Here is a 24,940-nt window from a genome sequence, read left to right as displayed (position 1 = left end):
GGGAAGTAATGGATCAATATAAGCTAGAGGCGGATAAACTGCCAACACTAAAGCAGCGCCTTGCCCTGCGCACGCTGCAAGCCTTTGGCTGGCAGATGAAATTCAAACCCCTGCCTGAGCCACGCGGTATTGCCGTGGTCTATCCACATACCTCCAACTGGGATTTCGTGGTCGGGGTGCTATGCAAATGGGCGATCAACCTGCCCTTCCGCTGGCTGGCCAAAGACAGCCTGTTCAAGATTCCACTGCTGGGCCGTTGGTTCTTTTACCTGGGCGGCGCGCCGGTCGACCGCAGCGCGCCGCAAGGCCTGATCCAGGCCCAGGCCGATGCGATGATGAAGGAAGACTGGTACTGGGTCGGCATTACGCCGGAAGGCACGCGCGGCTACAAGCCTTACTGGAAGAGCGGCTTTTACCAACTGGCGCTGGCCGCCAAGGTGCCGCTGGTGCTGGTGTATATCGATTACCCGAACAAGACTTTAGGCATGACCGAGCATCTCTGGATGAGCGGCGACGAGGAAAAAGATATGGCGGCCATTCGCGCCGGTTTCGATGGCCACCTCGGCAAACATCCGGAGTTGATGGCGCCTATCGTCTTGCGCCAGCGCTGAAGCCTTCAACCTCCGCGTCGCCCTCAAGGCGCACCAGTGTGATGGTTTGCGCCTTTCCCGGCTCGAAGCGAAGCGCCGTCCCCGGCGCGATATCGAGCCGCATGCCATAAGCCTTCCAGCGCTCGAACTGCAGCGCCGAATCAACTTCAAAAAAATGGAAATGGGAGCCGACCTGGATAGGACGGTTCCCTTGGTTTGTCACGGTAAGCGTGGTGCGATTAGTCATATGCATCAAGTTGCAAAATGCGTGCCTGCGAAAACCACGCAATCACGTGGTAAACGCCGCACCAAAGCGGCCCACCCGCACCAGGCTGGTGCAGCGCATAAGCACATAATACAGCTGTAATGCATGGGCCGGCGTAGCTTGCTGTTCGAAGTTGCGGATGGCATCGCATATCAGGTCGATCCCTGCCGATTGCAAGGCCCGGCGCAAGCTTTCCAATTCCGCGCGCTGCGCCGGATCGGGCGGCAGGCGGCCGCTCATTGCGATGCGCTCCAGCGCGCCGCTTGCTTGTTCCAGCAAGCGCTCCATGGCACTCGGTGTAGCCAGCGCCGGCGGCGCACTGCGGCTTTCCACCATGCCGGCCAGGGCGCGCACGAAGCGGCCCATACTCCCCAGGCGGTGCTCCTTGGCGAAGTCCAGTGAGACGACGCGCAGCTTTCCGTTTTCCACCACCGTTAAAGCGACCGGTTCCAGCGCTGGCGCCGCCTCGCCGCGCGGAATGCGGGCCAGCACGAGTGGGATGGGCAAGCCTTTTTCCGCCAGTTTTTCCAGGTTGCCGATGCGCTGCTCGTATGCCTTTTCGGCCGGAATGCCCAGCACCAGGCCGCGGCCCTGGCTGTCGTTGATGCGCCATTCAAATTGCTGGCGCACTTCATCGAACAGCGGTTGCGCATAGTCCTTTGGCCGCAACAGGACGCAGTCCGGTGTGCCGCCTGCAAGGCCGCCGCTGTCACGCAAGACGGCCTGCAGTTCCTGCCAATCGCCGTGGCCCGGTGCTGCCGCTTCCAGCTGCGCGGGGTTCCAGAGCGGCGCGCTGCTGGCCTGGGCGCCGGCGCCTGCAATGCGGCCATCCTCGGCGAGGCGCGCCCCTTCCAGGCGCAGCATGTGCTGGCAGATGCGGCTGGGGCTACCGGCACCGGCCCACAGGTTTCCAATGTCCCAGATCGTGTGGCGGTGGAAGGTGGGGTCGCTGCCGTCGGGACGGGCCAGCACGCCTTGGACGATGGCGCGCGCTTCCGGGTCCCAGAGGCTGAGGGTCATGCCGCGTGCGCCGCCGCGCGTGGTCCACCAATAGGCGCCCAGCGGCAGAAGCGCGGGCAGCGTACTGCCTTCGAAGTCGCGCCTGACCTTCCCGCGCAAGCCTCGCAGGCGCGCGGCATCGGCCTGTTCCAGCGCGACGCACAGGGCGTCGATGCGGGACATTTGCGACAAGGCCTGGGGTTCGTCGGCGTGGTAGCTGCGGTCGGCCAGCAGGTCGATGGTGCCGCCAAGCTCGCGCAGCATACCGGCCAGGCGCGGCATGTCTTCGCCGCGTGCGGACATGTTCAGCGCGCGCAACTGCGGCGGCACAAGCGCGCTGACGTGCGACAGGCCGTTACGCAGGATGTTGTGCAGCAGCTCGCGCAACTGGGCGACGAAGGCGCGCTCGCTGGCGGTCAGGACACTGACGCCGGGTTCCGGCACGTATTCGGCGCTGCCTTCACCCGCCGCCGGTTGCGCGGCACCGCCCGCCGCTGCGGCCGTGAGCGGAACGCCTTGCTCGCGGCGCACAGCCAGCAGTGCGGCGAGATGCAAGGCGCGTTTGCTGCCGGGCGCCGCCTCGGACAGCATGCCGTCATAGCCGAGGCCCGCAATATAGATCGCACGCTGCTCCAGTCCGGGCAGCACGATGGTGGCGCTGCCGCCCTCGACGCTGATTTGAGGCACGCCGGCTGTCGTTAGCCAGGTAAGCGCCTGCGTGCGCCCCGCCTTGCCGGCGGCTTTTAATAAGGCGGCTTCGGGCAGCGCGCAGATTTCAGCGACCACGTCGACGGGCGGCGCAGCAACCTCGCCGGCCTCGCCGGCCGGGAGTTCGCGCAGCCAAAGCGACGCCGCGAGGATATGCTTGCACATACCCGGAGCAGGACAGTCGCAGCGTGCCTGGCGCGGGCCAGCGGATGTCAGCTGCACACGCTGGCCGTCTGCCACTACCGTGCCGCCGTCGGAGGCAGGCCTGGTGGCGCCTTCGGGCCAGCCGACCTTGTCCGCTTCCACATCCTTGGCGGCGCGGCGCAGCAGGCCGGCGTTGGCCAGCGCCTCCAGCGCGGCATCGTCGATATTGCGGTAGACCGCGTACCAGGGCGCGCTCACGCCATCACCTCGCCCAGCCACTCCGCAAAATGCAGCGGAGTCAACGCCGCCACTTCCATGCCGGCTGCGGCCAACTTCTGCGCCATCTGCACGTCGTAAATCGGCTGCGCTTCCGCGTCCAGTGCGGCCAGGCCAAGCAGGCGCACGCGCGACTCGGCCAGGCGGCGCACGGCCGCCAGCAACGTTTGCGGTGGCGCGCCTTCGCACATATCGCTCACCAGGGCGACCACGGTGCGCTGCGGCTGACGCACCAGTCTTTCGCATCGTTCCAGCGCCAGTCCGATATTGGTGCCGCCGCCCAGCTGCACGGTCATCAGCACCTCCACCGGGTCGGATGCGATATGGCTCAAATCCACGACAGAAGTATCAAACACCAGCAGCCGCACATTCACACCGGGCAGGCCGGCCAGGATGGAGGCGACCACTGCGCTGTACATCACGGAATCGCTCATCGACCCGCTCTGGTCGACGCACAGGATCACGTCCCAGGGCAGGCTGCGTTTGACGCGGCCGTTGAACAGCGGCCGCTCGATCACCAGCCGCTGGCGTTCCGGGTCGTAGTGCCGCAAGTTGGCGCGCACCGTGGCGCGCCAGTCAAAGTTCTGCGCCGAAGGTATTTGCGAACGGCGGAAGCGGTTGCGGCGCCCCGTCAGCGCGTTGACGAAATCCTGCCGCAGCTTTTGCACGATCTCGTCGACCGAACGGCGGATCACCTTGCGCACGGCCTCCAGCACGTCGGCGCGCAGCTTGCCGCGCATCGACAGCAGCGAGCGCGCCAGCGCCTGGCTCGGCTCCAGCGATTCGATCACTTTGGCGTCGTTCAGCACTTCACGGATCTGGTAGCGGTCTACGGCATCGGCTTGCAGGCGTTCGTAGACATCGCGCGGGAACAGCTTGCGCGTGGTTTCCAGCCAGTCCACGGCGCGCAGCTGGCTCGGATCCAGCGTGCCGCTGCCGCCGCGCTGCACCAGACCTTTGCGCTCGTATTCTCGGCCATACAGGTAATCCAGCGCCTGGTCGATGCGGCCATCCTGCCGGCCCAGCGCCTGCGGCATGGACTCATTGGCGTAGCGCCCCAGCACCAGGCGCCAACGGCGCAGCTTATCGGCGCTCATACGGCCTCCTTCCCGGCCAACCAGCTTTGCAGGCCGTCGCGTTCCAGGCCATCGCGCAGAAGCGATTGGATTTCAGCGCCGGCCAGCATATCGGCTTCCGACAGCAAGGCACTGGCGGTCTGCAGTTCGGCGGCATCCACGCCAAGGCCCTGTGCCAGCAAGCGCGCAACGTCGCTGGTTTCAACCGGCTTCAGGGCGCTGAAGGCGCGCCGCAGCTCCGGCAGGCAGCGCATGAAATCGCGTTCGTCCCAGCCGTCCATGACCTGGTCCAATGCCTTCAGCAAGGCGGGCTGGGTCACCAGCAGCTCCGGCGCCGCAGCCATCAGGCCAGACAGGAAACGCACCGCATCAACCGGCTGTGCGCCGGGTCCGAAACGCTGGGCGGCAGCCTGCGCCAGCTGTTGCTGGTCCCAGGCCGCGTCGAGATAGAGGATGGCGGCAGCGGCGCCCGCAATACCGGGAGCGCAGCCCTTGCGTGCCGCCATGCCGCCCAGCAGGCCATGCAGCTGCTGCACCGCATCGCCGCCCGCGTCGCCGCGACTGCACTCGCTGCGGCCAAATTCGCGCAAGGCGAGGATGGCGTCCACCATCGCCGCCTCCTCTTCCTCCTTGCAACCGGCCAGCGCGGGGAGCAGGAACAAGGCAGACGGCCAGCATTCCTGCATCAGCCGGTCCAGTCCTTGCTGTCCCTGCATGCCGAGCGGCTCACGCGCGCGCCACAGGGTTTGCAGCTGGCGCGCGCACTGCACCACCGACACGAAAGAGGCATCCGCAGCAAGATGCTGCGACAGCAGGTCGAGCAAGGCAGGCATGCGCTCATGCAGGCCAACGGCGGCCGCCTGGACCAGCAGGCCAACCGCCCGCCCTGCCGATTGCGCCTGCCCCGCCGCGCCCAGGGCCGTTTCCTGTTCGCGCAGGCGGCGCAAGGCAACCTCCTGCAGCGTGGAGCCTTGCGATGCCAGCTCCACCAGGCGCGCTTCCACCAGCGGCGTCCAGGCCACCTCCCACTCTTCGACCATCAGGTCCAGGCGGGTGCCGGCCAGGTAGTCCGGGCCGGACAGCTGCAGCCCCAGCCCGCAATCGAGATAGCGCATCAGATACAGGAAGCGGCTGCGCAGGCGGTGCGCGGGCTTGCGGTAAATTTCAAGGCGGCTGGTGCGCGGCTGCGCATCATCGAGCCGGATGCGGCACTGGCGCGCCAGGCGGCGTCCGTCTTCCAGCAAAGGCGGCGCCCCAGCGCTGGCGGGCACCTGGCCCAGGCGCGAACCGCCAAGGTAGCGGCGCAGGATATCAGGCAGGCCATGCGCCGATTCGCCCAGTGCCCCCTTGATGAAGCAAGACTGCATGGCATCCATCAGGTCATGGCGCCCCGGCCCAGGATGGCCGCGCAATTCGGCAAGGCGCATTGCCTGCAGCGCCGCCGCCTGCACGTCAGCGGTGCCGATACGCTCCACCAGTCCCAGGTCGCTGTATTGCTGCGCGATGCCGCCCAGGCAATCGAGCGTTACGGTGCGTTGTGCTTCCTGGTCGCCGGATCGCAGCGTCTCCCAAACACGCTGGTAATAGGCCGGCGCTGGCATGCCGGCGCCGTAACCATTCAGCGCATCGAGCTGGTCGAAGCTATAGCGGATCAGCCAGTCCTTTGCCGGCGCGCTGCGCGGCGCGCTGGTGCTGCCGCTGGCGCACATGTCCAGCAAGGCAGGCGTGTGGAAGCCGCCGGTCAGCACGACGATATTGTCTTGCATTTGCTTGCGCCAGTGGCGGATATGGGCCGCCATATGGCGCTCACGCGGCAGGCTGCCATCCGCCTCCAGCACTTCGGGCTCATAGTCAACACGCGTTTCGGCGCAGTAATGGTAGACATCCCGGAACAGCTTGCGCCAATCCGCCAGCGCGGCCGGCGGACGCAATTCAAACAGGTGGTCCCACAGTTCATTGTGGTCACGGCAACCCACGCGCGCTGCCAGTTCGTCCACGTGGCGGCTGTGCTGGAAGTAGCGCTCGGCCATCAGGCTGTGATCATCGTCCTCGCCCCGGCCGCGCAGCTGCGCCTTATCGGTCCATGGCAGGTCGATAAAGGCCAGTGCCGCGCCCAGTTCGTGGCCAGTGCGCAGGCCTACCCATTCCGGGCTGTAGTCGCAGAACGGGAAGAAAGCGCTGGCTGGCGTTTCGCCGCCGGCATCGGCCTGGCAAAGGATCGCCAGCGGCGGCTGGCATTCCGGGGCCAGCAGCAGCGGCAACAGCGTGTTGAAAGAATCCGGCCCTTCCACCAGCACAGCCGCGGGACGCAATTCGAGCAGCATGGCACGCACCGCCCAGGCGCAGGCCGGGCTGTGGTGGCGCAATGGTGCGAAGTAGATTCCCTGGGCCTGCAGGCTGTCCAGGGCCGGGTAGGCTACTGCCACAGCTGCTTGGCCGCGTCGTGGAAGGTCTTCCACAGGTCGTCGCGTCGGGCGCGCTCGCGCATGACGGTGTCGACGTAATGGCGCATGCGGCGCGCATCGTCGGCGTTATCCTTCAACACTACGCCCTGCAGCTGGTTGGCCAATTCGCGCGGCGTCAGGCGGCCCTGGCCGAAATGCAGGGCTTCCAGCGCCGCAGCATAACTCAGGTTGACCGCTTCCGCCGTCGACAGCACTGCGTCGGGCGACTTGATGGTGGTACCTTCGGCGGTCTGGCCGTTGCGCAGCTCCTGGAAGGTGGTGACCAACAGCGCCACCACGTCGCGGTCGACCTGCACCTCGGCCCGAATGGCGCCCAGCTCTCGTTCCAGCTGCTGCATCACCAGTTCCGTCTCGAAGCGATGGTCGCGGATCGGGCGCACTGTCTCGAAATTGAATCGCCGCTTCAGCGCCGAACTCATTTCGTGCACTCCGCGATCGCGCAGGTTGGCGGTGGCGATGATGTTGAAGCCGCGCCGCGCATGCAGCCGCGAATCGCGCCCCAGTTCCGGCACCATGACCTGCTTTTCCGACATCAGCGAAATAAGCACGTCCTGGATTTCGGGCGGGCAGCGCGTGATCTCCTCAAAACGCAGCAGGCGTCCCGATTCCATCGCGTGGTACATCGGCGACGGCACCATGGCTCGCGGCGTCGGCCCCTCGGCCAGCAGCAAAGCATAATTCCAGGAATACTTGATGTGGTCTTCCGTAGTGCCGGCCGTGCCCTGGATCGTCAGGCCGGAATCGCCGCTGATTGCGGCTGCCAGCAGCTCGGACAGCAGCGACTTCGCGGTACCCGGCTCGCCCACCAGCATCAGGCCCTGGTGGCCCATCAGGGTCACGATTGCGCGGTCCACCAGCGGGTCATCGCCGTAGAATTTGCGGCTGATGCCGCGTTCCTTGTCGCCCAAAATGAAGCTGCGCACGGCGCGCGGCGACAGCAGCCAGCCCTCGGGCCGGCTTGCCTTGTCGTCGGCGCGCAGGCGCTCCAGTTCGTCCTTGTAGCGCTGTTCCGCGCTGGCACGCACGACGGCGTGCGATCCACCACTAATGTCTACCACGGTACTTTCTTCTCCCAGTCGGGGTCAAAGCCTACACATTGCTTCGCTACTGCATGGTAATCGGCATAGCACTCCGCCAGCAACACCGGTGGCACTTTGTCCAGCCCCACCTCGTTCTGGGCGTAGCGCCCACCCGATATGGACTCGAAAGTGAGGCGCTTGAGCGCTGCGGCCACGTTTTCTTCCGGCAGCGTATTGCCGGTAAATTCCATCACCGTGCGGATGCGCGCCGGGCCGAATTCCTTGAAGTAGCTGCAGAAGAAGCCACCATCTTCCGCCGCGCTGCGCTGGTAGCCCACTTTGGTGAAGGCGCCGCGCAGTGTGAAGGTGTCGCTCATCCAACCCTTGCGGTCTTCCACCGCCTTGCCCTCCAGGCTGTCCGGCGGAAGCGGGCGTGCCATCTGGCCGAACAGCACCGGCACCTTGTAGTCCTTCAAATGCGCCTGCCACTGGGTGGCCAGCGCGGCATCAACCAGCGCGCTGTGCGCCAGTTGCAGCTGGCTGCCACCTGCCAGTTCGACTTCGTTATCGTCGGCGTCAATCAGGCTGCCGTCTTCCGTTGGGCGGAACAGGTGCAGCAGCTTGCCGTCGGCGTTCGTTTCCATCCACACCAGGCGCTGGACCAGGCGGCCCATGATCGGGTGCGCGTGGAGGAATTCGCGCCATTCCGGCACGCTCCAGCGGCGTCCTGCGCACATCGCATCGTACAAGCGCGCCTGCTGCATGGTGACGATCTGCTTGAGTTCTTTTTTGCTGGACGAGAACTGGGCCTTGGCTTCCTTGCCCGCATCTTCCGGTTCGCCCTGGCGCGGGTCGGGCAGCGCCTTCAGCACCTTGCCTTCTTCGTTGGCCAGCCGCGGTTTGAGGTCTTCATCCAGCGTCACGAAGAAGCGGCGCTCGCCGATCGCCAGTTCCAGCGCGCCGCTGTCATCCAGCCCGGCGGTCGGCACGGTACGGTCGGACAGCTGGTCCTCGCTCCAGCCATTGCGCTCGGCGACGCGCTGGACCAGCAGGCGCGCTTTCTCCTGCACGCTGGCGGTGCGGTAGCGGCGCGCGATCCCCAGCAGGAACTGGATCACCTGCGGATCGTCGTTGACAGAGCCGCCTTCGATCATGGCCTCGATCTGCGAACGGCGGATGTAATGGTTCTTCATGAACGGCTGGACGATGGAAACGAATTCCTGCCCCTGCATTCCTGCCGTCAGCGCCAGGATCCCTTTTTCGCCGATGGCGCTGCCCAGGTACTCGCCCATTTTTTCCTGCTTGGCGCGCTCGAACACCTGCTCCATCGACAGCGCGGCCAGCGTAGCGTAGTAATCGGGCCAGCGTTTGGCGCCATCCTGGTATTCCTTGTAGCGGGCGGCAGCCACCTGGTTGGCGAAGGCGATGCCCTCCTCCAGCGATGGACCGCGCGTATCCTGCGCTATGAACATGCGCAGCACCGTACCGCCCAGCGCTGCGGCGCTGGCGGGCGCCAACTGCTGCAAATACAACTGCATCAACGCGTTTGCAGCGGGCTCCTTGAGTTTGCAGGCCAGCACAACCCACCATTGCAGGATGGCCGGATCGACCTCACCGCCTTTGCGCCAGGTGCATTGAGGCAGCGTGGCGTGATTGAACCAGGACAGGCCCGTTGGCGCCTTGCCCTTCAAGCCTTTCTGCGCTTCTTTCAGTAAGATTTCCGGCGACAGGTAATGGCTGATATCTTCGCCCAGCCGCTCCAGCGCCGCCAGCAGCGCTGCCTTGGCCGTCTCGCGGGATTCCTTCGCCAGTGCCTTGTTCAGGACCGGGATGGCTGCGGCATCGCCCATTTCAGCCAGCCAGCGCGCGGCCTCGATACGGGTTTCCTGCTTGCCGGAACCCAGCGCTTCCATCACGCGGCCAGCGATGCCCGGCGTACGCAGAAGGACTTGCTGCGCCTCGCGGCGATAGCTCTTGCCCTCGCCCAGTGCAATTTCCAGCAGGCGTGGCAGCCAGCGCGCAGGGATTTGCGGGAACTTGCCAAGCAGGTCCAGCGCCAGGCCCGAATCGGGCTGGTCGGGCGACCAGGAATTGTCGCCCACACGCGCCAGCGCCCTGTCGATCAATTCCGGATGTTGAAGGAAGAACGGCCAGACGAAATCCGGCGGCAGCATATCGGTCGGCCCGCCCTCCGTCCCCCAATATTTCTTCAGGCAGGCCTTGGCCATTTCATCACTGCTCAGGCCAACGCGCGTCATGGCTTTTTCCAGCACCCGCAGGTCGACGCCGCCTTGCCCGGTACGCTGCAGCCATGCGTCAAATTCCGGGGAGCCCACAACGCTGGCCGTGTTGTTGCGCAGTTTGGAAGTGCGCACCAGCTGCATCGCGCCAAACTCGGGCAAGGCCATCAGGCGCCCTTCATGAGAGATCATTTCATAGGTGAGGTGCCAGTGCTCCCCCGCCGCCTTGCCAACGTCGCCATCTCCGTTAAGTGAAGCGACCAGCCTTTTCGCAAAGCCCATTCCGTAAGCGGCCAGGTGGCGCTCGCGCCGGTCGGCGTAGTTGGTTTTGTACTGCGCATCTTTGTTGCGTTCACGCTCCTCCTCCGCGCCCTTGCGCGCAGCGGCCATCATCTCTTCCCAGTTCCGCTGCAGGATTTCCACTGCATTGGCGCCAAGGGCTTTTTCTTCCAGTTCAGGGCAAGGCGGCGCAACCAGGTCTTCGACGGCCTGCGCTTCGCTCACCGCCTCCAGGCTCGCAATGGCGGCGCGGATATCGGTTTGCACCGGCTTGCTGACCTCCTTTGCCAGTGCCTCCTCGAGATGGGCTACCGCATCGCTGCCCAGCAGGCGCGCAACCAGGCCTGCCGCGTGGCCGCGCTCATCTCGGTCGCCGCTGGCGAGAAGTCCGAACAGCAGTTCGCGCAGTTTTCCAGGTTCAACGGCGGCGAGATGTGGCGCAGAATCGCGCCGCACGGTGGACGAGCCGTTGACCGCCAGCCGCACCAGCATATCGGCATAGGGAGTCGCCACGGACTTGCTGCTGCCGATCCGCCGCGCCAGCAGCGCGCGGCCGCCGGCCGACAGCCCGGGGAATGCCTTGTCGACATCCTCGCGGTGGGCCAACATGAAATCATCCAGCGCACCGGGCTGCAGCATGCGGTCATGCTTCAACTGGTCAAAATAATTACCGCCCGGGCTCTTGCGCTCGAAGACCATCAGCGCGGCCAGCGGCAGTGGCAGCTCTTCGTAGGCCAGGAGAGCCTGCAGCAGCCGGATATCCCAGGCCGCGCGCTTCTTGAAATCCTGCTTGTTGTAGTTATCGAGGATGCTGGCGCCCAAGGCGTCGTTGAACAGCACCTGGAGCCAGTCCGGCACCGACGGCGCGCTGCGTTCAAGCTGGTTGCCGCGATGAGCCGCTTCCAGCACCTTGCCGAGACGGACCAGCGCTTCCAGCGGTGCCTCTTCCAGGGAAATGCCAGCGTAAAACTGGCCGCGCGCATATAAGCGGTCGCGAATCGTCTGAGGGTACCAGTTGCCCCACGCGCCAGGATTGGACGCCGCACCCGGCGAACCAAGCTCCTCGCCTGCCTTGGGCGCATGTCGCGCCACATCGTTCAGCACAGCCGGATCGCCGCCATCTTCAATGAAAACCAGGCAGCGCTGGGTCAGGCCGCGCTCGAATTTATCCAGGCCATCAAGGCCGTTTCGCAGATAGGTGCGGGAGTCCAGCGAGAACGCATTGCGCACGGCGCGCAGCAGCTTGTCGAACATAGGCGTACAGCCTCCAAACAATGACAGATGCAGGATTGTGCCTGTCCGACGCGCCGCTAAAACTCACACATTATCACCCGCGCAGCATTATTCCTTCGGATAGGGGCTCTTGCCGCCGGAAGCGATGAATTCATCGATGCGCGCATGCAGCACCGGCAGCGGTACCGAGCCCAATTCCAACACGGTATCGTGGAAGGCGCGGATATCGAACTTGCTGCCCAGGGCTTGCTCCGCCTTCTTGCGCGCTTCGAAGATCGCCATCTCGCCAAGGTAGTAGGACAGCGCCTGGCCAGGCCAGGAGATATAACGATCCACCTCCGTCATGACTTCATGCGAAGACAGCGCGGTGTTCTCCATCAGGTATTGCTGCGCCTGTTCACGGGTCCAGCCTTTGGAGTGGATGCCGGTGTCCACCACCAGGCGCGAAGCGCGCCAGGCCTGGTAACTGAGCATGCCGAAGACCTCATACGGCGTTTCGTAGATGCCCATTTCGGTGCCCAGGCGTTCGGAGTACAGCGCCCAGCCTTCGCCGTAGGCGGAGATATAGGCATTGCGGAATGCCGGACGGCCCTTCTGCTCCATCGCAATCGGCATCTGGAAAGCATGGCCTGGCGCCGATTCGTGCAGGGTCAATGCAGGCAGCGAATACAGCGGTCGCGCTGGCAGGTTGTAGGTGTTGACCCAGTAACCGCCAGGGCCGCCACGGCCCGAAGTGTAGAACGGCGCAATCTCCGGCGCCACCGGCAGGATGGCGAAGCGGCTGCGCGGCAGGCGGCCAAAGTAATCGGCGACCTTGCCATCGAACTTCTTCGCGATCCAGGCGGCGCGCATCAGCAGTTCTTCCGGCGTCTTGGCGTAGAACTGGGGATCGGTGCGCAGGAATTGCAGGAAGGCCGGCAGATCGCCTTTGAAGCCAACCTGCTTCATCACTTCCTGCATTTCGGCGCGGATCTTGGCCATTTCGTCCAGGCCGATCTGGTGGATCTGGGCCGCGCTCAGGTTCGTGGTCGTGAATTCAACAATCTTCGACTGGTAATACGCTTTGCCGTCCGGGTAGCTCTCGGCGGCCAGCGCCACCTTGGCTTGCGGGATGTATTCATCGCGCATGAATTTCAGCAGCGACGCGTGAGCCGGGATCACTTTCTCGCGAATCGCCTTCAAACCCTCGGCCCTCAAAGCCTCCTGCTCGGCGGTTGGAATCGTCGCGGGCATCTGCTTGAACGGCTGGTAGAACACCACGTCTTCCGGCTTTGCATCGCTGACCGAGGAAATCGATTTATCGCGGCCTTCCAACGTGATCTTAGGCGGCGTGAAACCGCGCGCCAGGCCGGCACGCATATTGGTGACCTCTTCACCGAAGTAGCGCGGCACATCATTCAACTGCGCCAGGTAGTTGCGGTATTCTTCCTTGGTGTGGAAGGTACGGCGCGCTTCGGCCGCAAAGTTGGACCAGAACGAAGAATCCCCGTTCAGCGGCTTTTCGTATTCGCGGAATCGCTGGTTATCGAGCAGCGCCGAGATTTGCGCGCGATACACCAGGTAATTAGTGCGCTCCTTGTTCGAAAGCTTTTCAGGCTTGATGCTTTCGAGTTGGCGCAGGGTCTCTTCCCACTTCTTCTGCCGCTCCATCTGCACCGCTGCCCCCACATGCGGCAAGCCACTTTCCACGCCCTTCACATCGTCCTCTTCGTCTTCCAGGCGCTGCTGCTGGCGCCACTTCCATTCCGCCGTGTAGATGGCGGTGAAGCGGGCGTCGGGGCTACCGGGTTTGGCTGCTGCGTAAGATGGAGAACTGAAGGCTGCTGCGATGGCAAGTGCTGCGACAATCTGTTTCATGGTGCTCCTGGAGCTCAGGTTGGTAATGGTCCCGGGAGTGTACCTTAAGGCGAAATTGCCAGTGCCGTCAATTACCGCACTGTGCAGCTTCCGCCCGCACACGGCGCGAAATCAGGCGACTCGCCGCCACTGCGCCAGGACGGCCACCAGCAGCCCGACCAGCAACACGATGATGGCAATGGCGCCCAGCACCGTACCGCGATACGCCTGCCAGAGCGACGGCGGCCGGTTCACGAACTTCGCCATCGGCAGCGGCGCCGGATCGATCTTCCATCGCTCCAGCTGGCGCCAGTCATACATGCTTTGCACCGGCCCGGCGGGCACCTTGGTCAACGCCTCCTTGGCGACCAAATTACCATCCAATATCGCGAGCACGCTGTCAGCCAGTTCGGCGCCCGATTGCGGCAGGTTGCGCACCGCGCCACCGACAGCGCCCTCGCCCACCACCGTATCGAACAAGGAGAACACCGGCACATTCGCCGCGCGCATCGTATCGCGCGCCGCATCGATGGTCGGCAACGTGTAACCATCCCGATCCCGGTTGAACATGCCGGTTACCACCACTGTGTCAGGCGTCAGGTTGCCGATGTAACGCATCTGCTCCGCCCAAGTCATGTTCTGCAGGAACTCCACCTGCACGCGACGCAGCCAAGGTGCAAGGTCAACTTCTGCCTGGCGCTGGAACGCGCGATCGGCCTCACTGACCCCGCCAGGAATGACGACCCGCCGTGTACGCGGCATCAACTCCATCACTTCCTTCACGGTGGCGCCCACGTCAGGCAGGATCGGATAATGGAAAATCGGCCGCCGGTTGGCGGCCATCTGCTTGGAGAGTGGCTGGCTATCGGCCAAGAGTGGCGCCGTCGGCTCAAGGTCCGCCAGCTGCTTAAGCACGAAATTCAGCGCAGGCTGCTGAAGCGCCACCATGACATCGACACGCTGACCACCATACTGCGCCAACAACAGCGCGCGCCGTGCCTGCGCCACCATTTCCGCATTCGGCTGGTTGAGGTGAAGGTATTCGACGTGGATTTGTTCGAGCGGGATGCCGGTTGCGCGGAGCCGGCTCACGAAAGCCTGCGTGATGGTGTCAATTCCCGCCCGTCCCGGGCCATAAGAATTAAACAGCAGCACATGCGCATCAACCGGCGGCCGCTGCGGCGCCGGCGACGTTTCGGCGCAAAGACCCACCAGCGCCCATACCGCCAGGATCAAGCCCGCCCAGAATCGTTTGAAAGGTATGCAGCCCATGTTGGCAAGATCATACCGAATCCATTGCCTACTGCAACTTTTTATCGGCGATATCGATGCTGAGGAAGACTTCGCCGTTCAGGGCATGCAGCAGGTCGGACTGGCGCAAGCGGTCCATTACGGGGCCTTTGACTTCGGCGAGGTGAAGGCCGATGCTGCGGCGGCGCAGGCTTTGGTTTAGTTCGGACAGGGCGAACAACGCGGACGTGTCGATCGAGCTGACCGCCGACATCACCAGCACCAGGTTGCGGGCCTCTGGATGGCAGCGCAATTCGTCTTCGATGCGCTGCTGTACTGCTTCCACATTGCCGAAGAAGAGGTTCGCGTCGATGCGCAAGGCGAGAAGTTCGGGCCGGGTCTCGGCCGGGTAGCGTTCGATATTGCGGAAGTGTTCGGAGCCGGCGATGCGGCCCAGCACTGCGATGTGCGGGCGGCTGGCGCGCCAGATCAGGGTGCCCATCGACAGGGCTACGCCGACCAGTACGCCCGCTTCCACGCCAAGCAGCACCACGCCGGCGCCGCTGGCGAACCACGCCAGTGCGTCGCCGCGGTCATAACGCATTGCGGTGCGCAACGTGTCGAGTTCCAGCATACCGAGCACGGCGACGATGATGGTCGCGGCCAGCACAGGCATCGGCAACAGCGCGAGCCACCCGGTCGGCGCTACCAGCGCGAGCGCCAGCAAGCCAGCGGTGATGATGCTAGCCAGCGGCGTTTGCGCACCGGCGGCGAAGTTGACTGCGGAGCGCGACATGCTGCCGGTGACGGGGAATGCGCCGGAGAGCATACTTGCGACGTTAGCCGCACCCAGTCCCACCAGTTCATGGTTGCTGGCGAGCTTCTCGTTGCGCTTAAGTGCCAGTGACTGCGCGGCCGACATGCTGATCAGGAAAATCACGAAGCCAACCAGCAGGCCTGGTTGCACCAACTGCTGCCAATGGCGGGACGACATGGCCAGGTTCATTTGCGGCAGGCCGCTTGGCACTTTGCCTGTGGTCTGTATGCCCATCGCTTCCAGGTCGAAGGCTTGAACCAGCACCAGTCCTAGCACTACAACAAACATTGGCGCGAGGCGCGTTGCCATTTCAGCGCCGGCTGACTTCATGCCAAGCGCCCGCAGCAGACGCGCCAGGTGGCTGCGCGACAGCACCAGCAACAGCACAGAGCCCAGGCCCAGCGCGGCGCTTAGGCCGTGCCAGTGTGGCAAGTCTGCGCCCAGCAGGGGCTTGAGCTGCCCCCAGGCGATCACCAGCGCGGAGCCCACAGTAAAGCCGCTCATGACGGGACGCGAGAAGAAGTTGGCCAGGAAGCCAAGCCGCAGCAGGCCGCATAGAAGCAGAACCACGCCGGACACCAGCGCCAGTTGTGCCGCCAACACCGAGTAAAGGCCTGAGCCGGCTGGCGCCATCTGACCGATAATGGCAGCCGTCATCAGCGAAACAATCGCCATCGGTCCGACCGATTGCGTCATGCTGGTGCCGAACAGCGCGTAAATAATAGGCGGCAGGATGCTGGCATAAATGCCGGTCACCGGCGGCAGACCAGCCACCAAGGCGTAAGCCATGCCTTGCGGGATCATCATCATCGCCACCACGATGCCCGCGCTGATATCCCCCGGCAGCAGCGCGCGCCGGTAACTCCTCAACCAGGCCAGCATCAGCTGCCCTGCTCCAGGGAGGCCAGCACGGCAGCCAGGATTTCGTCGGATTGTTTCTTATCGGCGACAGTGCGGGCCAGTACCAGACCGCCGACCAAGGCCGCATAAGTGGCGATGGCGTCGCGGCGCTGCTGCACTGGGTCACCGGGGAGTGCTTGCGCGAGCGACTCCAGTTGCGACTGGAAGCTGTCGGACATGGCCTGGCGTACTTCGGCCCCGACGCGCGACACGTCGGGGCCGAGGGCCGCCAGCGCGCAACCTTTGCCGGGGTTGTCGCGGTGTTTGGCAGTCAGGTACATATGCGCGAGAGCGGCGCGGGGCTCGGCGGGTTTGTTCGCCAGCAGCTCTTGCCAGCGCTCTGCCGAGTGTTCCATTGCTTTGCCGAAGGCTTCGGCCAGCAAGTCTTCTTTGGAGGCGAAATGGCCGTAGAAGCCGCCGTGCGTCAGGCCGGCGCTTTTCATCAGGTCGGCGACGCCGATGCCGTCGTAACCTTTTTCCCGGAACAGGCGGGATGCTGTTTCTACGATGCGTTCGCGGTTCTGTGCCGCTTGCTCCCTGCTGACGCGCATGATCTCCTCCTTGATTATTTTTATTATGGATGTAATATATCACACGTGGATGATGGACATCATTTAAATTGAACGTGCTTTGCGGCGGCTTAGGCTGCCGTTTTTTTTACTTCAACTGAAATCGGAACTTCGCGCCGTTCGTGCGGTCTTATCTCCTGCGCGTACACCTGTTTTTTTCAGGTGCCCTGCTCAATGCTGCTCAATCTCGCTCGACGTTTCTTATTGTGGCTAATTGCACCTTATTCGTTGCACATTCCTGCTCATTTTTTGCACGTTTCGTCTCGTTTTTGCTTGAAGCCGCTCGTTCTAGTCCTGCAAGATTCGCGCCATGGCGCGAGCATTAATGAGCATAAATAAGCAGTTTCATGAAAAAACGAGCATCAAATTAGCAAGATCGAGACGTCAATAAGCAGCTATTAGCCACTTTATGCAAGTTTGAGCAGATTCAAGCGCGTCTAACCAAGGAGCCGAAAAATGAGGGAGCTAATCAACATACCGGTACCGTTTCAAACCTTCATGGACTTAAGTGATTTCTGCGACGGCAGGCGCGTAACCGAGGAATTTGCCGAAGTCGCGGGCCGCGCTATTTCCGACTGGATCGCCAGGCAAAATTCGGCCGCGGCCGACAATGGTGATTCACTGCAGGGCGGCTACCAATGGAAGTCACTCTTCCTGCCGTCCGGCACGAAGATTCGGATCGCCATACGGCGCAAGATCCATTACGCCACGGTCGAGGGCGACTACATTCGTCATAACGGCGAAGCAATATCTCCAGCGCAGTTGGTGAAACAGCTGGCGGGTTGTACCCGCAACGCATGGAAGCACGTCTGGCTGCTCCTGCCCGGCGAGACGCGCTGGCAATTGGCAGAAGCAATGCGTACTTGAAGCGGCGGAAATTGAGACTGGCTGCGATTTCTAGCGGGCCATGGCCAGCTCGACGCAGTTGCGGCCGGAGCGTTTGGCGCGGTGGAGGGCGGCTTCGAGGCGGGTGACCAATTCGCTTGCGCCTTCGTCGGGGGCGAGCTGGGCTACGCTGAAGCTGGCGGTGACCGAGTCGGCGCCGGGGAGTTCGGTGGCGGCAATTGACTGGCGTAATTCTTCAGCCAGTTTGTAGGCATCGATTGCGACGGTATGGGTGGCGATCACCAGGAATTGCTCGCCGCGCATCCGGGCCAGCGTGTCCGAGCTGCGCAAGCGCGTCTGCACGGTGCTAGCCAGCACAGCCAGTGCGCGGTCGCCGCTGGTGTAACCGTACAATTCATTAATCGTGCGGAAGCTGTCGATGTCGAAGGCAATCAGCGCCAGCGGCAGTCCGTAACGGCGTGCACGACGGACTTCGTCGTCAAGCACTTGCTCGCCCTGGCGCCGGTTGGAAACGCCGGTCAAGCCATCGAAAGGTGTGATCTGGGTCAGTTCCAGACCCAGAGCGTCGTTCTGATGACGCAGGTCGCTCATCACCAGGCCAAAGCTGATCAGTTGCGCCGCTGAACCGAAGCAGCTGAAATGTTCGCGGCTGAAAGTCAACGGACGGTCGAACAGCATGCAAATCGCTCCAAGCAATGGCCCGCCAACTTCGCCGCGCAAGGGGAAAGCCAGCAGCATATGAACGCCCTTCTCTTCCAACAATTCGGTCAGCGCCGGGTCGTTGGCTTTGGTGGGCGAATCGAGCAGCACCAGCTCACCGCGCCGGACCGGGGCATCGAGCAAACTCATGCGGCCAGCCAGAAGGTCGGTAATGTCCAGGTCAATCCGGCCATCCTGCGCCACCAGCCGTAGCGCATCATCGTCGATGGCCTGGAACAAGGCAGCATGGCAAATGCCGGGATAACTGCACAGCGCATTGCAGATGCGTGAGCCCATACGCTCCAGCTCTTCCGATCCGTACAAGGCACGCTGGAGGCTGCGCTGGATTGCCAGCAAATCGTTGAGTTCGGCTTCGCGGTCGAGCAAGTGCTGCTGGGCTGAAGCGAGTGTATCGGCGGCAGGCGTCAACAAGGCAGCCACGGAATCGCGCAGGCATTCCGGCCCGATTGGAGTGACGCGATAAGCCAGCGGACCTTGCGCCATCAGCTCGGCCATAGTGGCGGAACGGGTGAATGGGCACAACACCAGCACCGGCTTGCCGGCCCGGCTGCGCACCAAAGCCGCCAACTCAGTTCCGGCTGGCGTCAGCGGACTGTCCAGGTCAATCACCAGCAGGGAAATCTTGTTGTGCGTCATCGCATGGCGTGCGCTGGCAATGCTGTCCGCAGTCAGCAAACGGTCAAACGATTCGCCGCAAGCCGCCACAAATTCCTGGCGTCGCGCGGGATCGGGATGGAGGAAAAGGCCGGTGCGGTGACGTCGGCCCGCAAGATTGGGCATGGTTTCAGTGTGCCACAAGTTCATTGCCGACAACATCCCTTTTATGTGAGGGAGCGCACGGTTAGCAACGTTGCCGGGGCGAATACTGAACTTCCGAGCACAGGAGGAAGTCATGTCAAATTCGCAGCAAAAAACTGGCGCGGGAAGCGAGCAGCGTACCGTCCAGCAACAGCAGGACCAGCGTGACGCAGCGCGGCCTAAGAACGAGGAAAAGAAGGAACCCGCCCAGGCCGGAAAACATAATTATCCCGCCCCGCCCCTTCCAGAACAGCACCTGCAAAAGCCCGGCCTGGAACATGAGATGCAATTGAAGCCGCAATTCATGGCGCCAGATTATTGCGGCAGCGGCAAGCTGGCCAGCATGTCGGCGGTGATCACCGGCGGCGATTCCGGCATAGGCCGCGCGGTCGCTGTGCTGTATGCGCGCGAAGGCGCCGATGTGGCGCTGATCTATCTGGTGGAAGAGCAGCAAGACGCTGTCGAGACCAAACGGCATATCGAGGCCGAGGGCCAGCGCTGCATTTTGATCCCCGGCGATGTGCGCGATCCGGCTTTCTGCCGCCATGCCATCGATGAGGTACTGCACGCATTTGGCCGCATCGACATCCTGGTCAACAATGCCGCCTTCCAGGAACATGCGGGTTCGCTGGAAGAGTTGTCCGAAGAGCGCTTCGACCTGACCATGAAGACCAATATCTATGGTTACTTCCACATGGCCAAGGCTGCCCTGCCCCATATGAAACGCGGCAGTTCGATTGTGAATACCGGCTCGGTTGTGGGCCTGCGGGGGGCCAAGAAACTGCTCGACTATTCGACCACCAAGGGCGCGATCCATGCCTTCACGATGTCGCTCGCTTCCAACTTGATCGATAAGGGCATTCGGGTGAATGCGGTGGCGCCGGGGCCGGTGTGGACGCCTCTGAATCCTTCCGACCAGGCGCCCGAAAAGGTGAAGGAATTCGGCAGCCAGACCGATATGCATCGGCCAGCGCAGCCGGAAGAGATTTCGCCGGCCTTTGTATTTCTTGCGGCGCCATCCTGCGCCAGCTATATCACCGGGATCGTTTTGCCGATTACCGGCAGCATCGGAGAATAGACATGACACGAGCACTATGGAAAGGCGCAATCAGCTTTGGCCTGGTGCATATTCCAGTGGAGCTGCACAAGGCGGTCGAGTCGCATGACCTGGACCTGACCATGCTGGATAAGCGCGACTTCTCACCGATTGGCTTCAAGCGCTATAACAAGGGCAGCGGCAAGGAAGTCACCTGGGACAATATCGTCAAAGGCTACCAGTATTCTGATGGCGAGTATGTCGTGCTCAGTGATGAGGATCTGCGTCTGGCCAATCCCAAGGCGACGCAGACAATCGATATCATGACCTTCGTTGATGCTGATTCGGTGCCGCTGACTTTCTACGAGACGCCCTACTACCTTTCGCCAGGGCGCGGCGGGGACAAGGTCTATTCCTTGCTGCGCCAGACTTTGCTCAAAGCGGCGCGCATTGCCATTGCGACGGTGGTGATCCGAACGCGCCAGCACTTATGCGCGCTGGTTGCAGTGGGCGATGGGATCATCATGAATACGCTGCGCTATGCGACTGAGATCCGAAGCGTTGAAGATCTCAAGCTGCCGGGCGACTCGGGCATCACAGACAAGGAGTTGAAAATGGCCCTGTCGCTGGTGGAAGACATGAGCGAGAAGTGGAATCCCAAGGAGTACCACGATACCTATCGCGAAGATGTGCTCAAACTGGTCGAGAAGAAAGTGAAAGCTGGGCAGACCCATACCCTCACCGAGCCAACTGGCGAAGCGCCCGTGCCCAAGGCCAGCAATGTGGTGGACCTGGTGGCGCTGCTCAAGCAAAGCCTTGGATCGAAAGGCCGTGCCGCAGCAGCCAGCGAAACGGAGGAGGACGAAGAGGAAGCCACGCCACGCCCGACGCGTGCGCGAGCCAAGTCCAGCGGTGCAGCCAGCAAGACCCGCACCGCGAGCACGCGCGCCAGCAGCAAGACCTCCACAGCCAAAACGCCAGCCGCCAAGCGCACCAGCGCCGCAAAGACCACCAAGCACGCCTCCACACGCCGCAAAGCCGCATAGAAGCCGCACTTGCAGCTAGGCCGGCTTCATTCCGATTGCTTTGATCGCAGGCGCCAGGCCGACGGCGGATTTGGCGTAGTCGGCCCACGGCGCGTTGCCGACATCGAGCCGCGTGTGGGCAGTGGCAACGGTCCAATGATCGCCGCCCCGCAGACTCACCAACTCGTCCCACGCCACCGGCACGGAAATACCAAGTCCCGCACGCGCCCGAGCCGACCAGGCGGACACGGTCGTCGCGCCCCGTCCATTGCGCAGGTAATCGATGAATATCTTGCCGACGCGGTTCTTCGGCCCGCTTTTGAGGGCAAAGCGGGCCGGCAAAATGGCAGACATATGGCCCACGACCATCTTGCTGAACGCCTTCACCGTATCCCAGTCGTAGTAAGGTTTTATCGGCACCACAATGTGCAAACCCTTGCCGCCGCTGGTCTTGAGGAAGCAAGGCAGCCCAAGCTCCGCCAGGAAGGCATGCACCAGCTGCGCCGCCTCCTGCATCGCAGACCATTCAACACCGGCGCCGGGGTCAAGGTCGAACAGAATGCGGTTCGGCTTTTCGTAGGTTCGTCCAAATGCGTTCTGCGTGTGGAACTCGATCACATTGAATTGGGCCGCCGACAGCAAAGCCGCCACGTTGCCGACTTCCAGCATCGGCGGATGGTCGGGATCAAGCTCGCCCGGGAACTCCTTCAAGCCGCGCAGCTTGCTCACATCGGCATGCTTCTGGAAGAACAGCTGCGAGCTGATGCCGTCCGGCGCCCGCAGTAGCGCAACAGGCCGGCCACGCGTGTGTTCGAGCATCAGGTCGGCAACAAACGCGTAGTAGCGCACCACGTCGATCTTCTTCAAGCCGCTGGCCGGATCGACCACGCGGTCTGGATTACTCACCTTGAGTGAGGCGGGCAGTTTGCTTTGCACGGTGTCCTCCTCCATGGCGACCGGCTGCTCGCGCTGGATCTCGCCGGCGGTCTTGTCCTTGCGCAGCCCCTGGAATACGGCGTGACGCACCGACCCGCCGCGGGTCCATTCGCCAAAACTCACTTCCGCCACCAGTTTCGGCTTGACCCAGTGGGCTTTGCGGGCGACGGCCTTGCTGGCGGAGAATGAGCTTTCCCCGGACTTCAGGCGCTTCAATTTGTCGGCCAGCTCGCGCAGGGTCTTGTCGTTAAAGCCTGTGCCGACATTACCAGCATAATGGAGTGCGCCGTCCTTGCCGTAGACGCCGAGCAGCAGCGAACCGATGCCGGTACGGCTGCCTTGCGGGTCGGTATAACCGCCGATGACGAACTCCTGCCGTTGCGCGCATTTCAGCTTGATCCAGTCGCGCGAGCGGCGGCCTGTGTACGTAGAGTCCCGGCGCTTGCCGATCACTCCCTCAAGGCCCATTTTGCAGGCAGCGGCCAGCACTTCTTCAGGCGGCGCGGCCAGCTCGGCGCTCAGGCGCAGGGTTTGACCCTTGACGCCTTTTAGCGCTGACTCCAGCCTTGCTCGGCGCTCTTCCAGCGGCAGTCCGCGCAGGTCTTCGCCATCCAGGTAAGGGGCGTCAAACAGGAAGTAGACGATGTCCTTGGTGCGCTTGCCGTCGAAAGCCTGCTGCAGCAGGCCGAAGTCGGGACGCCCTTCTTCGTTGTGGACCACGATTTCGCCGTCGTACCAGCCATCCGGCAGCCTGGCCTTGGCCAGTGCCGCACGCAGCGGCTCCAGCTTGTGCGTCCAGTCGTTTCGGTTGCGGGTGTGCAGCGTAATGTCGTCGCCATCGATACGGGCCAGCAGGCGATAGCCGTCGTATTTGACTTCGAACAGCCAGTCTTCCGGACTCGCTGGCGGCGCGTCGACGAGCGTCGCCAGTTCAGGCTCGAGCTCGGCCGGAAGGCGCTTGATGCGCGGCGGGGCTGGCAATGCTGCACCGGCTTCGACCACGGCGCCGAGCGTCTTGACGCTATCGGGCATTTCATCCACCACACTGAATTCCGCTGCGGGACGGACGTATTCATCCTTCTCCTTGATCAGCAGCCAGGGCTCCTTATCTTCGCCCTTGCCCCGCATGCGCACCAGCGCCCAGCGTCCGTGCATCTTGTGGCCGTGCAGGTTGAAGACCAGCTTACCGGCTTGCATTCCCTTGCGCGGGTCCTCAACCGGCTCCCAGGTGCCCCGATCCCAAACGATCACCTTCCCCGCACCGTACTGCTTTTCGGGGATGGTGCCTTCGAATTCGTTATAGGAAATGGGATGGTCCTCGACGTGCACCGCCATCCGCTTGTCATGCGTGTCGTAGCTTGGCCCCTTCGGCACCGCCCAGCTTTTCATGGTGCCGTCGAGCTCCAGGCGGAAGTCGTAATGCAGCCGCCGCGCCCAGTGCTTCTGGATGACGAAGGCCAGCCGTCCCCGGCCCGGCCGGCCTCCCTCGGCTGGTTCCGGCGTGATATTGAAATTACGCTTGGCCTTGTAAGTCTTCAGTGCGTCCTTCATGCCCCCACTGTACGGGCAGCGGCGGACGCAGACGGTTACCTGCCGCACTTTGTAAGAAGTTCTGGTAGTTGTAACGAGGTGTAATACCCGTCAACTAGAGAGAATCGGCCGCCGTTTCTTGCTCAGTGACACGGCAATAATGCACGACACACGATACGCAGTACCCCACTTTACTTAGGAGCTTGACCATGAAGAAGACCATCGCCACCCTGATCGCCGGCCTGTTCGCAACCGCTGCCTTCGCACAAGCTCCGGCCCCAGCCGCCAAGCCAGCTGCCGCCGCTGCACACGCTTCGAGCGCTATGTCCGCATCCGCCAGCGCAGCAACCCCAGCTACCCCTGCGACTCCAGCCACTCCGGCGGACAAAGGCGCCAAGGCGACGCCGGCAACTCCTGCCACCCCGGCAGTCGCTGCTACTCCAGCCGCTTCGACCGAGAAGTCGAGCGCACCTAAAGAAGTGAAAAAGGCCAAGCACGCAAAAAAACATGCTGCAACCAAGGAAGTAGCCGCTAAAGAAGCCGCTCCTGCCAAGTAAGCAGCTCCCTTCCCCAGCCGCCAGTGCGCCGCAAGCGATCACCAGTCAATCAGCGCTGCGCACTGGCTCGGCGGGGAACCAGACGTCCGAAACACGTAATACCAACAAGGAAACTGACCATGAAAAAGACCATCGCTACCCTGATCGCAAGCCTGTTCGCAACCGCCGCTTTCGCCCAGGCACCTGCCGCGACCCAAGCAGCCAAGCCAGCACCAGCAGCCGCACCTGCGGTAGCCGCTACCCCGGCAACGGCAGCTACTCCTGCAACTCCAGCCGTAGCAGCTACCCCAGCCTCCTCGGCCACCGCTGCGGCCCCAGCTGCTGCACACGAGCACTCCAGCGCAAGCAAGGAAGCCAAACCGGCCAAGCACCACACCAAGAAACACGCAGCCAAAGAAGTAGCCGCGACAAAAGAAGCTGCTCCAGCCAAGTAAGCAGCGCCCGCCGCTTCCCCAGCCGCCAGCGCGCCTACTCGTATTCCGCCTCCAAAACGGAATGGCGCGCTGACCCGGCGGGGACCGGCAACCTTTTCCAACCCATCCTCGCCGGCGTATTACGCTGGCAAGGCGGGTTTTCTGTATGATTGCAGGACTTTGGCAATCAATCGGACCAACCTTTGAAATCCCGCGCAAACCTCGTCATTGCAGTCGTTGCAGCAGCCATCCTTGCCACCGTCGCATACCGAGGCTTCACCCGCCATCCGGCAAACACGGTGGCATCGAAACCATTGACCGAAAACTGCACGCCAGAAGCGATCAAGCAAGTCAGCGACGCCCTTGAACGCTCGATCCTGTCGGCCAATTGCGCGAAACGGGAAAAGGCAGGCGCCAACTAAGCCCGCCCCCC

At 63.0% G+C, this 24,940-nt stretch carries 19 protein-coding genes; 7 read left to right on the top strand and 12 right to left on the bottom strand.

Annotation, left to right across the window (positions count from 1 at the left end):
• Positions 1-8 precede the first annotated feature (8 nt).
• Complete coding sequence (locus AC1RTP_RS19420) at positions 9-611, top strand: 1-acyl-sn-glycerol-3-phosphate acyltransferase (RefSeq protein WP_498609623.1); 603 nt, start codon at positions 9-11, stop codon at positions 609-611.
• Here AC1RTP_RS19420 and ureB read toward each other — a convergent pair.
• From ureB to AC1RTP_RS19370, 10 genes are all read right to left on the bottom strand, one after another.
• On the bottom strand, positions 589-843 hold the full coding sequence (gene ureB, locus AC1RTP_RS19415) for an urease subunit beta (RefSeq protein WP_498609622.1): 255 nt from the start codon (positions 841-843) through the stop codon (positions 589-591). The two genes, AC1RTP_RS19420 and ureB, sit on opposite strands and share 23 nt — an antisense overlap.
• 36 nt (positions 844-879) lie before the next feature.
• Positions 880-2,964, bottom strand: a complete 2,085-nt coding sequence (locus AC1RTP_RS19410; protein WP_498609620.1) for an SWIM zinc finger family protein — start codon at positions 2,962-2,964, stop codon at positions 880-882.
• Positions 2,961-4,079, bottom strand: coding sequence for a VWA domain-containing protein (locus AC1RTP_RS19405; RefSeq protein WP_498609618.1), 1,119 nt, complete (start codon positions 4,077-4,079; stop codon positions 2,961-2,963). The genes AC1RTP_RS19410 and AC1RTP_RS19405 overlap by 4 nt, the downstream gene beginning before the upstream one ends.
• Positions 4,076-6,484, bottom strand: a complete 2,409-nt coding sequence (locus AC1RTP_RS19400; RefSeq protein WP_498609616.1) for a DUF5682 family protein — start codon at positions 6,482-6,484, stop codon at positions 4,076-4,078. The genes AC1RTP_RS19405 and AC1RTP_RS19400 overlap by 4 nt, the downstream gene beginning before the upstream one ends.
• Positions 6,475-7,581: an ATP-binding protein gene (locus AC1RTP_RS19395; protein ID WP_498609614.1), complete on the bottom strand. Its 1,107-nt coding sequence runs from the start codon at positions 7,579-7,581 to the stop codon at positions 6,475-6,477. The genes AC1RTP_RS19400 and AC1RTP_RS19395 overlap by 10 nt, the downstream gene beginning before the upstream one ends.
• Positions 7,575-11,315 carry a DUF4132 domain-containing protein gene (locus AC1RTP_RS19390; protein WP_498609612.1) on the bottom strand — a complete coding sequence of 1,247 codons (3,741 nt, stop codon included), beginning with the start codon at positions 11,313-11,315 and terminating at the stop codon, positions 7,575-7,577. Before AC1RTP_RS19390 ends, AC1RTP_RS19395 begins: the two co-directional genes overlap by 7 nt.
• A gap of 87 nt (positions 11,316-11,402) precedes the next feature.
• Positions 11,403-13,151 carry a DUF885 domain-containing protein gene (locus tag AC1RTP_RS19385; protein ID WP_498609610.1) on the bottom strand — a complete coding sequence of 583 codons (1,749 nt, stop codon included), beginning with the start codon at positions 13,149-13,151 and terminating at the stop codon, positions 11,403-11,405.
• A 111-nt stretch (positions 13,152-13,262) separates the two neighbouring features.
• On the bottom strand, positions 13,263-14,366 hold the full coding sequence (locus AC1RTP_RS19380) for a hypothetical protein (protein ID WP_498609608.1): 1,104 nt from the start codon (positions 14,364-14,366) through the stop codon (positions 13,263-13,265).
• A gap of 64 nt (positions 14,367-14,430) precedes the next feature.
• Positions 14,431-16,059, bottom strand: coding sequence for a SulP family inorganic anion transporter (locus AC1RTP_RS19375; protein WP_498609606.1), 1,629 nt, complete (start codon positions 16,057-16,059; stop codon positions 14,431-14,433).
• Entirely contained in the window at positions 16,059-16,628 is a 570-nt protein-coding gene (locus AC1RTP_RS19370) for a TetR/AcrR family transcriptional regulator (RefSeq protein ID WP_498609604.1), read from the bottom strand. The genes AC1RTP_RS19375 and AC1RTP_RS19370 overlap by 1 nt, the downstream gene beginning before the upstream one ends.
• A 474-nt stretch (positions 16,629-17,102) precedes the next feature.
• Between AC1RTP_RS19370 and AC1RTP_RS19365 the strand changes: the two genes are divergently transcribed.
• The gene (locus AC1RTP_RS19365) at positions 17,103-17,513 is read left to right on the top strand and encodes a hypothetical protein (RefSeq protein WP_498609603.1); all 411 of its coding nucleotides are present in this window, start codon (positions 17,103-17,105) and stop codon (positions 17,511-17,513) included.
• A 30-nt stretch (positions 17,514-17,543) separates the two neighbouring features.
• Here the strand turns inward: AC1RTP_RS19365 and AC1RTP_RS19360 are convergent, their stop codons facing one another.
• The gene (locus AC1RTP_RS19360; RefSeq protein WP_498609601.1) at positions 17,544-19,016 is read right to left on the bottom strand and encodes a diguanylate cyclase; all 1,473 of its coding nucleotides are present in this window, start codon (positions 19,014-19,016) and stop codon (positions 17,544-17,546) included.
• An 88-nt stretch (positions 19,017-19,104) separates the two neighbouring features.
• Between AC1RTP_RS19360 and AC1RTP_RS19355 the strand changes: the two genes are divergently transcribed.
• Complete coding sequence (locus AC1RTP_RS19355) at positions 19,105-20,088, top strand: SDR family oxidoreductase (RefSeq protein ID WP_498609599.1); 984 nt, start codon at positions 19,105-19,107, stop codon at positions 20,086-20,088.
• A gap of 2 nt (positions 20,089-20,090) precedes the next feature.
• Complete coding sequence (gene ku, locus AC1RTP_RS19350; RefSeq protein WP_498609597.1) at positions 20,091-21,092, top strand: non-homologous end joining protein Ku; 1,002 nt, start codon at positions 20,091-20,093, stop codon at positions 21,090-21,092.
• A gap of 15 nt (positions 21,093-21,107) precedes the next feature.
• Here the strand turns inward: ku and ligD are convergent, their stop codons facing one another.
• A complete protein-coding gene (ligD, locus tag AC1RTP_RS19345) occupies positions 21,108-23,558 on the bottom strand; it encodes a DNA ligase D (protein WP_498609595.1) in 2,451 nt (816 codons plus the stop codon).
• Positions 23,559-23,746: 188 nt separating this feature from the next.
• On the opposite strand from ligD, the gene AC1RTP_RS19340 reads away from it, so the two are divergent.
• The 3 genes from AC1RTP_RS19340 (at position 23,747) to AC1RTP_RS19330 (ending at position 24,929) form a co-directional block, all read left to right on the top strand.
• The gene (locus AC1RTP_RS19340; protein ID WP_498609593.1) at positions 23,747-24,094 is read left to right on the top strand and encodes a hypothetical protein; all 348 of its coding nucleotides are present in this window, start codon (positions 23,747-23,749) and stop codon (positions 24,092-24,094) included.
• Between the two features lie 119 nt (positions 24,095-24,213).
• On the top strand, positions 24,214-24,528 hold the full coding sequence (locus AC1RTP_RS19335) for a hypothetical protein (RefSeq protein WP_498609591.1): 315 nt from the start codon (positions 24,214-24,216) through the stop codon (positions 24,526-24,528).
• Positions 24,529-24,710: 182 nt separating this feature from the next.
• Positions 24,711-24,929: an entry exclusion lipoprotein TrbK gene (locus AC1RTP_RS19330; protein ID WP_498609590.1), complete on the top strand. Its 219-nt coding sequence runs from the start codon at positions 24,711-24,713 to the stop codon at positions 24,927-24,929.
• Positions 24,930-24,940 lie beyond the last annotated feature (11 nt).

The sequence above is a fragment of the Pseudoduganella sp. GW821-FHT11H04 genome (assembly GCF_058807935.1).
The sequence above is the reverse complement of the archived record's forward strand: the minus strand, read 5'-3'. Positions and strand labels throughout refer to the sequence as shown.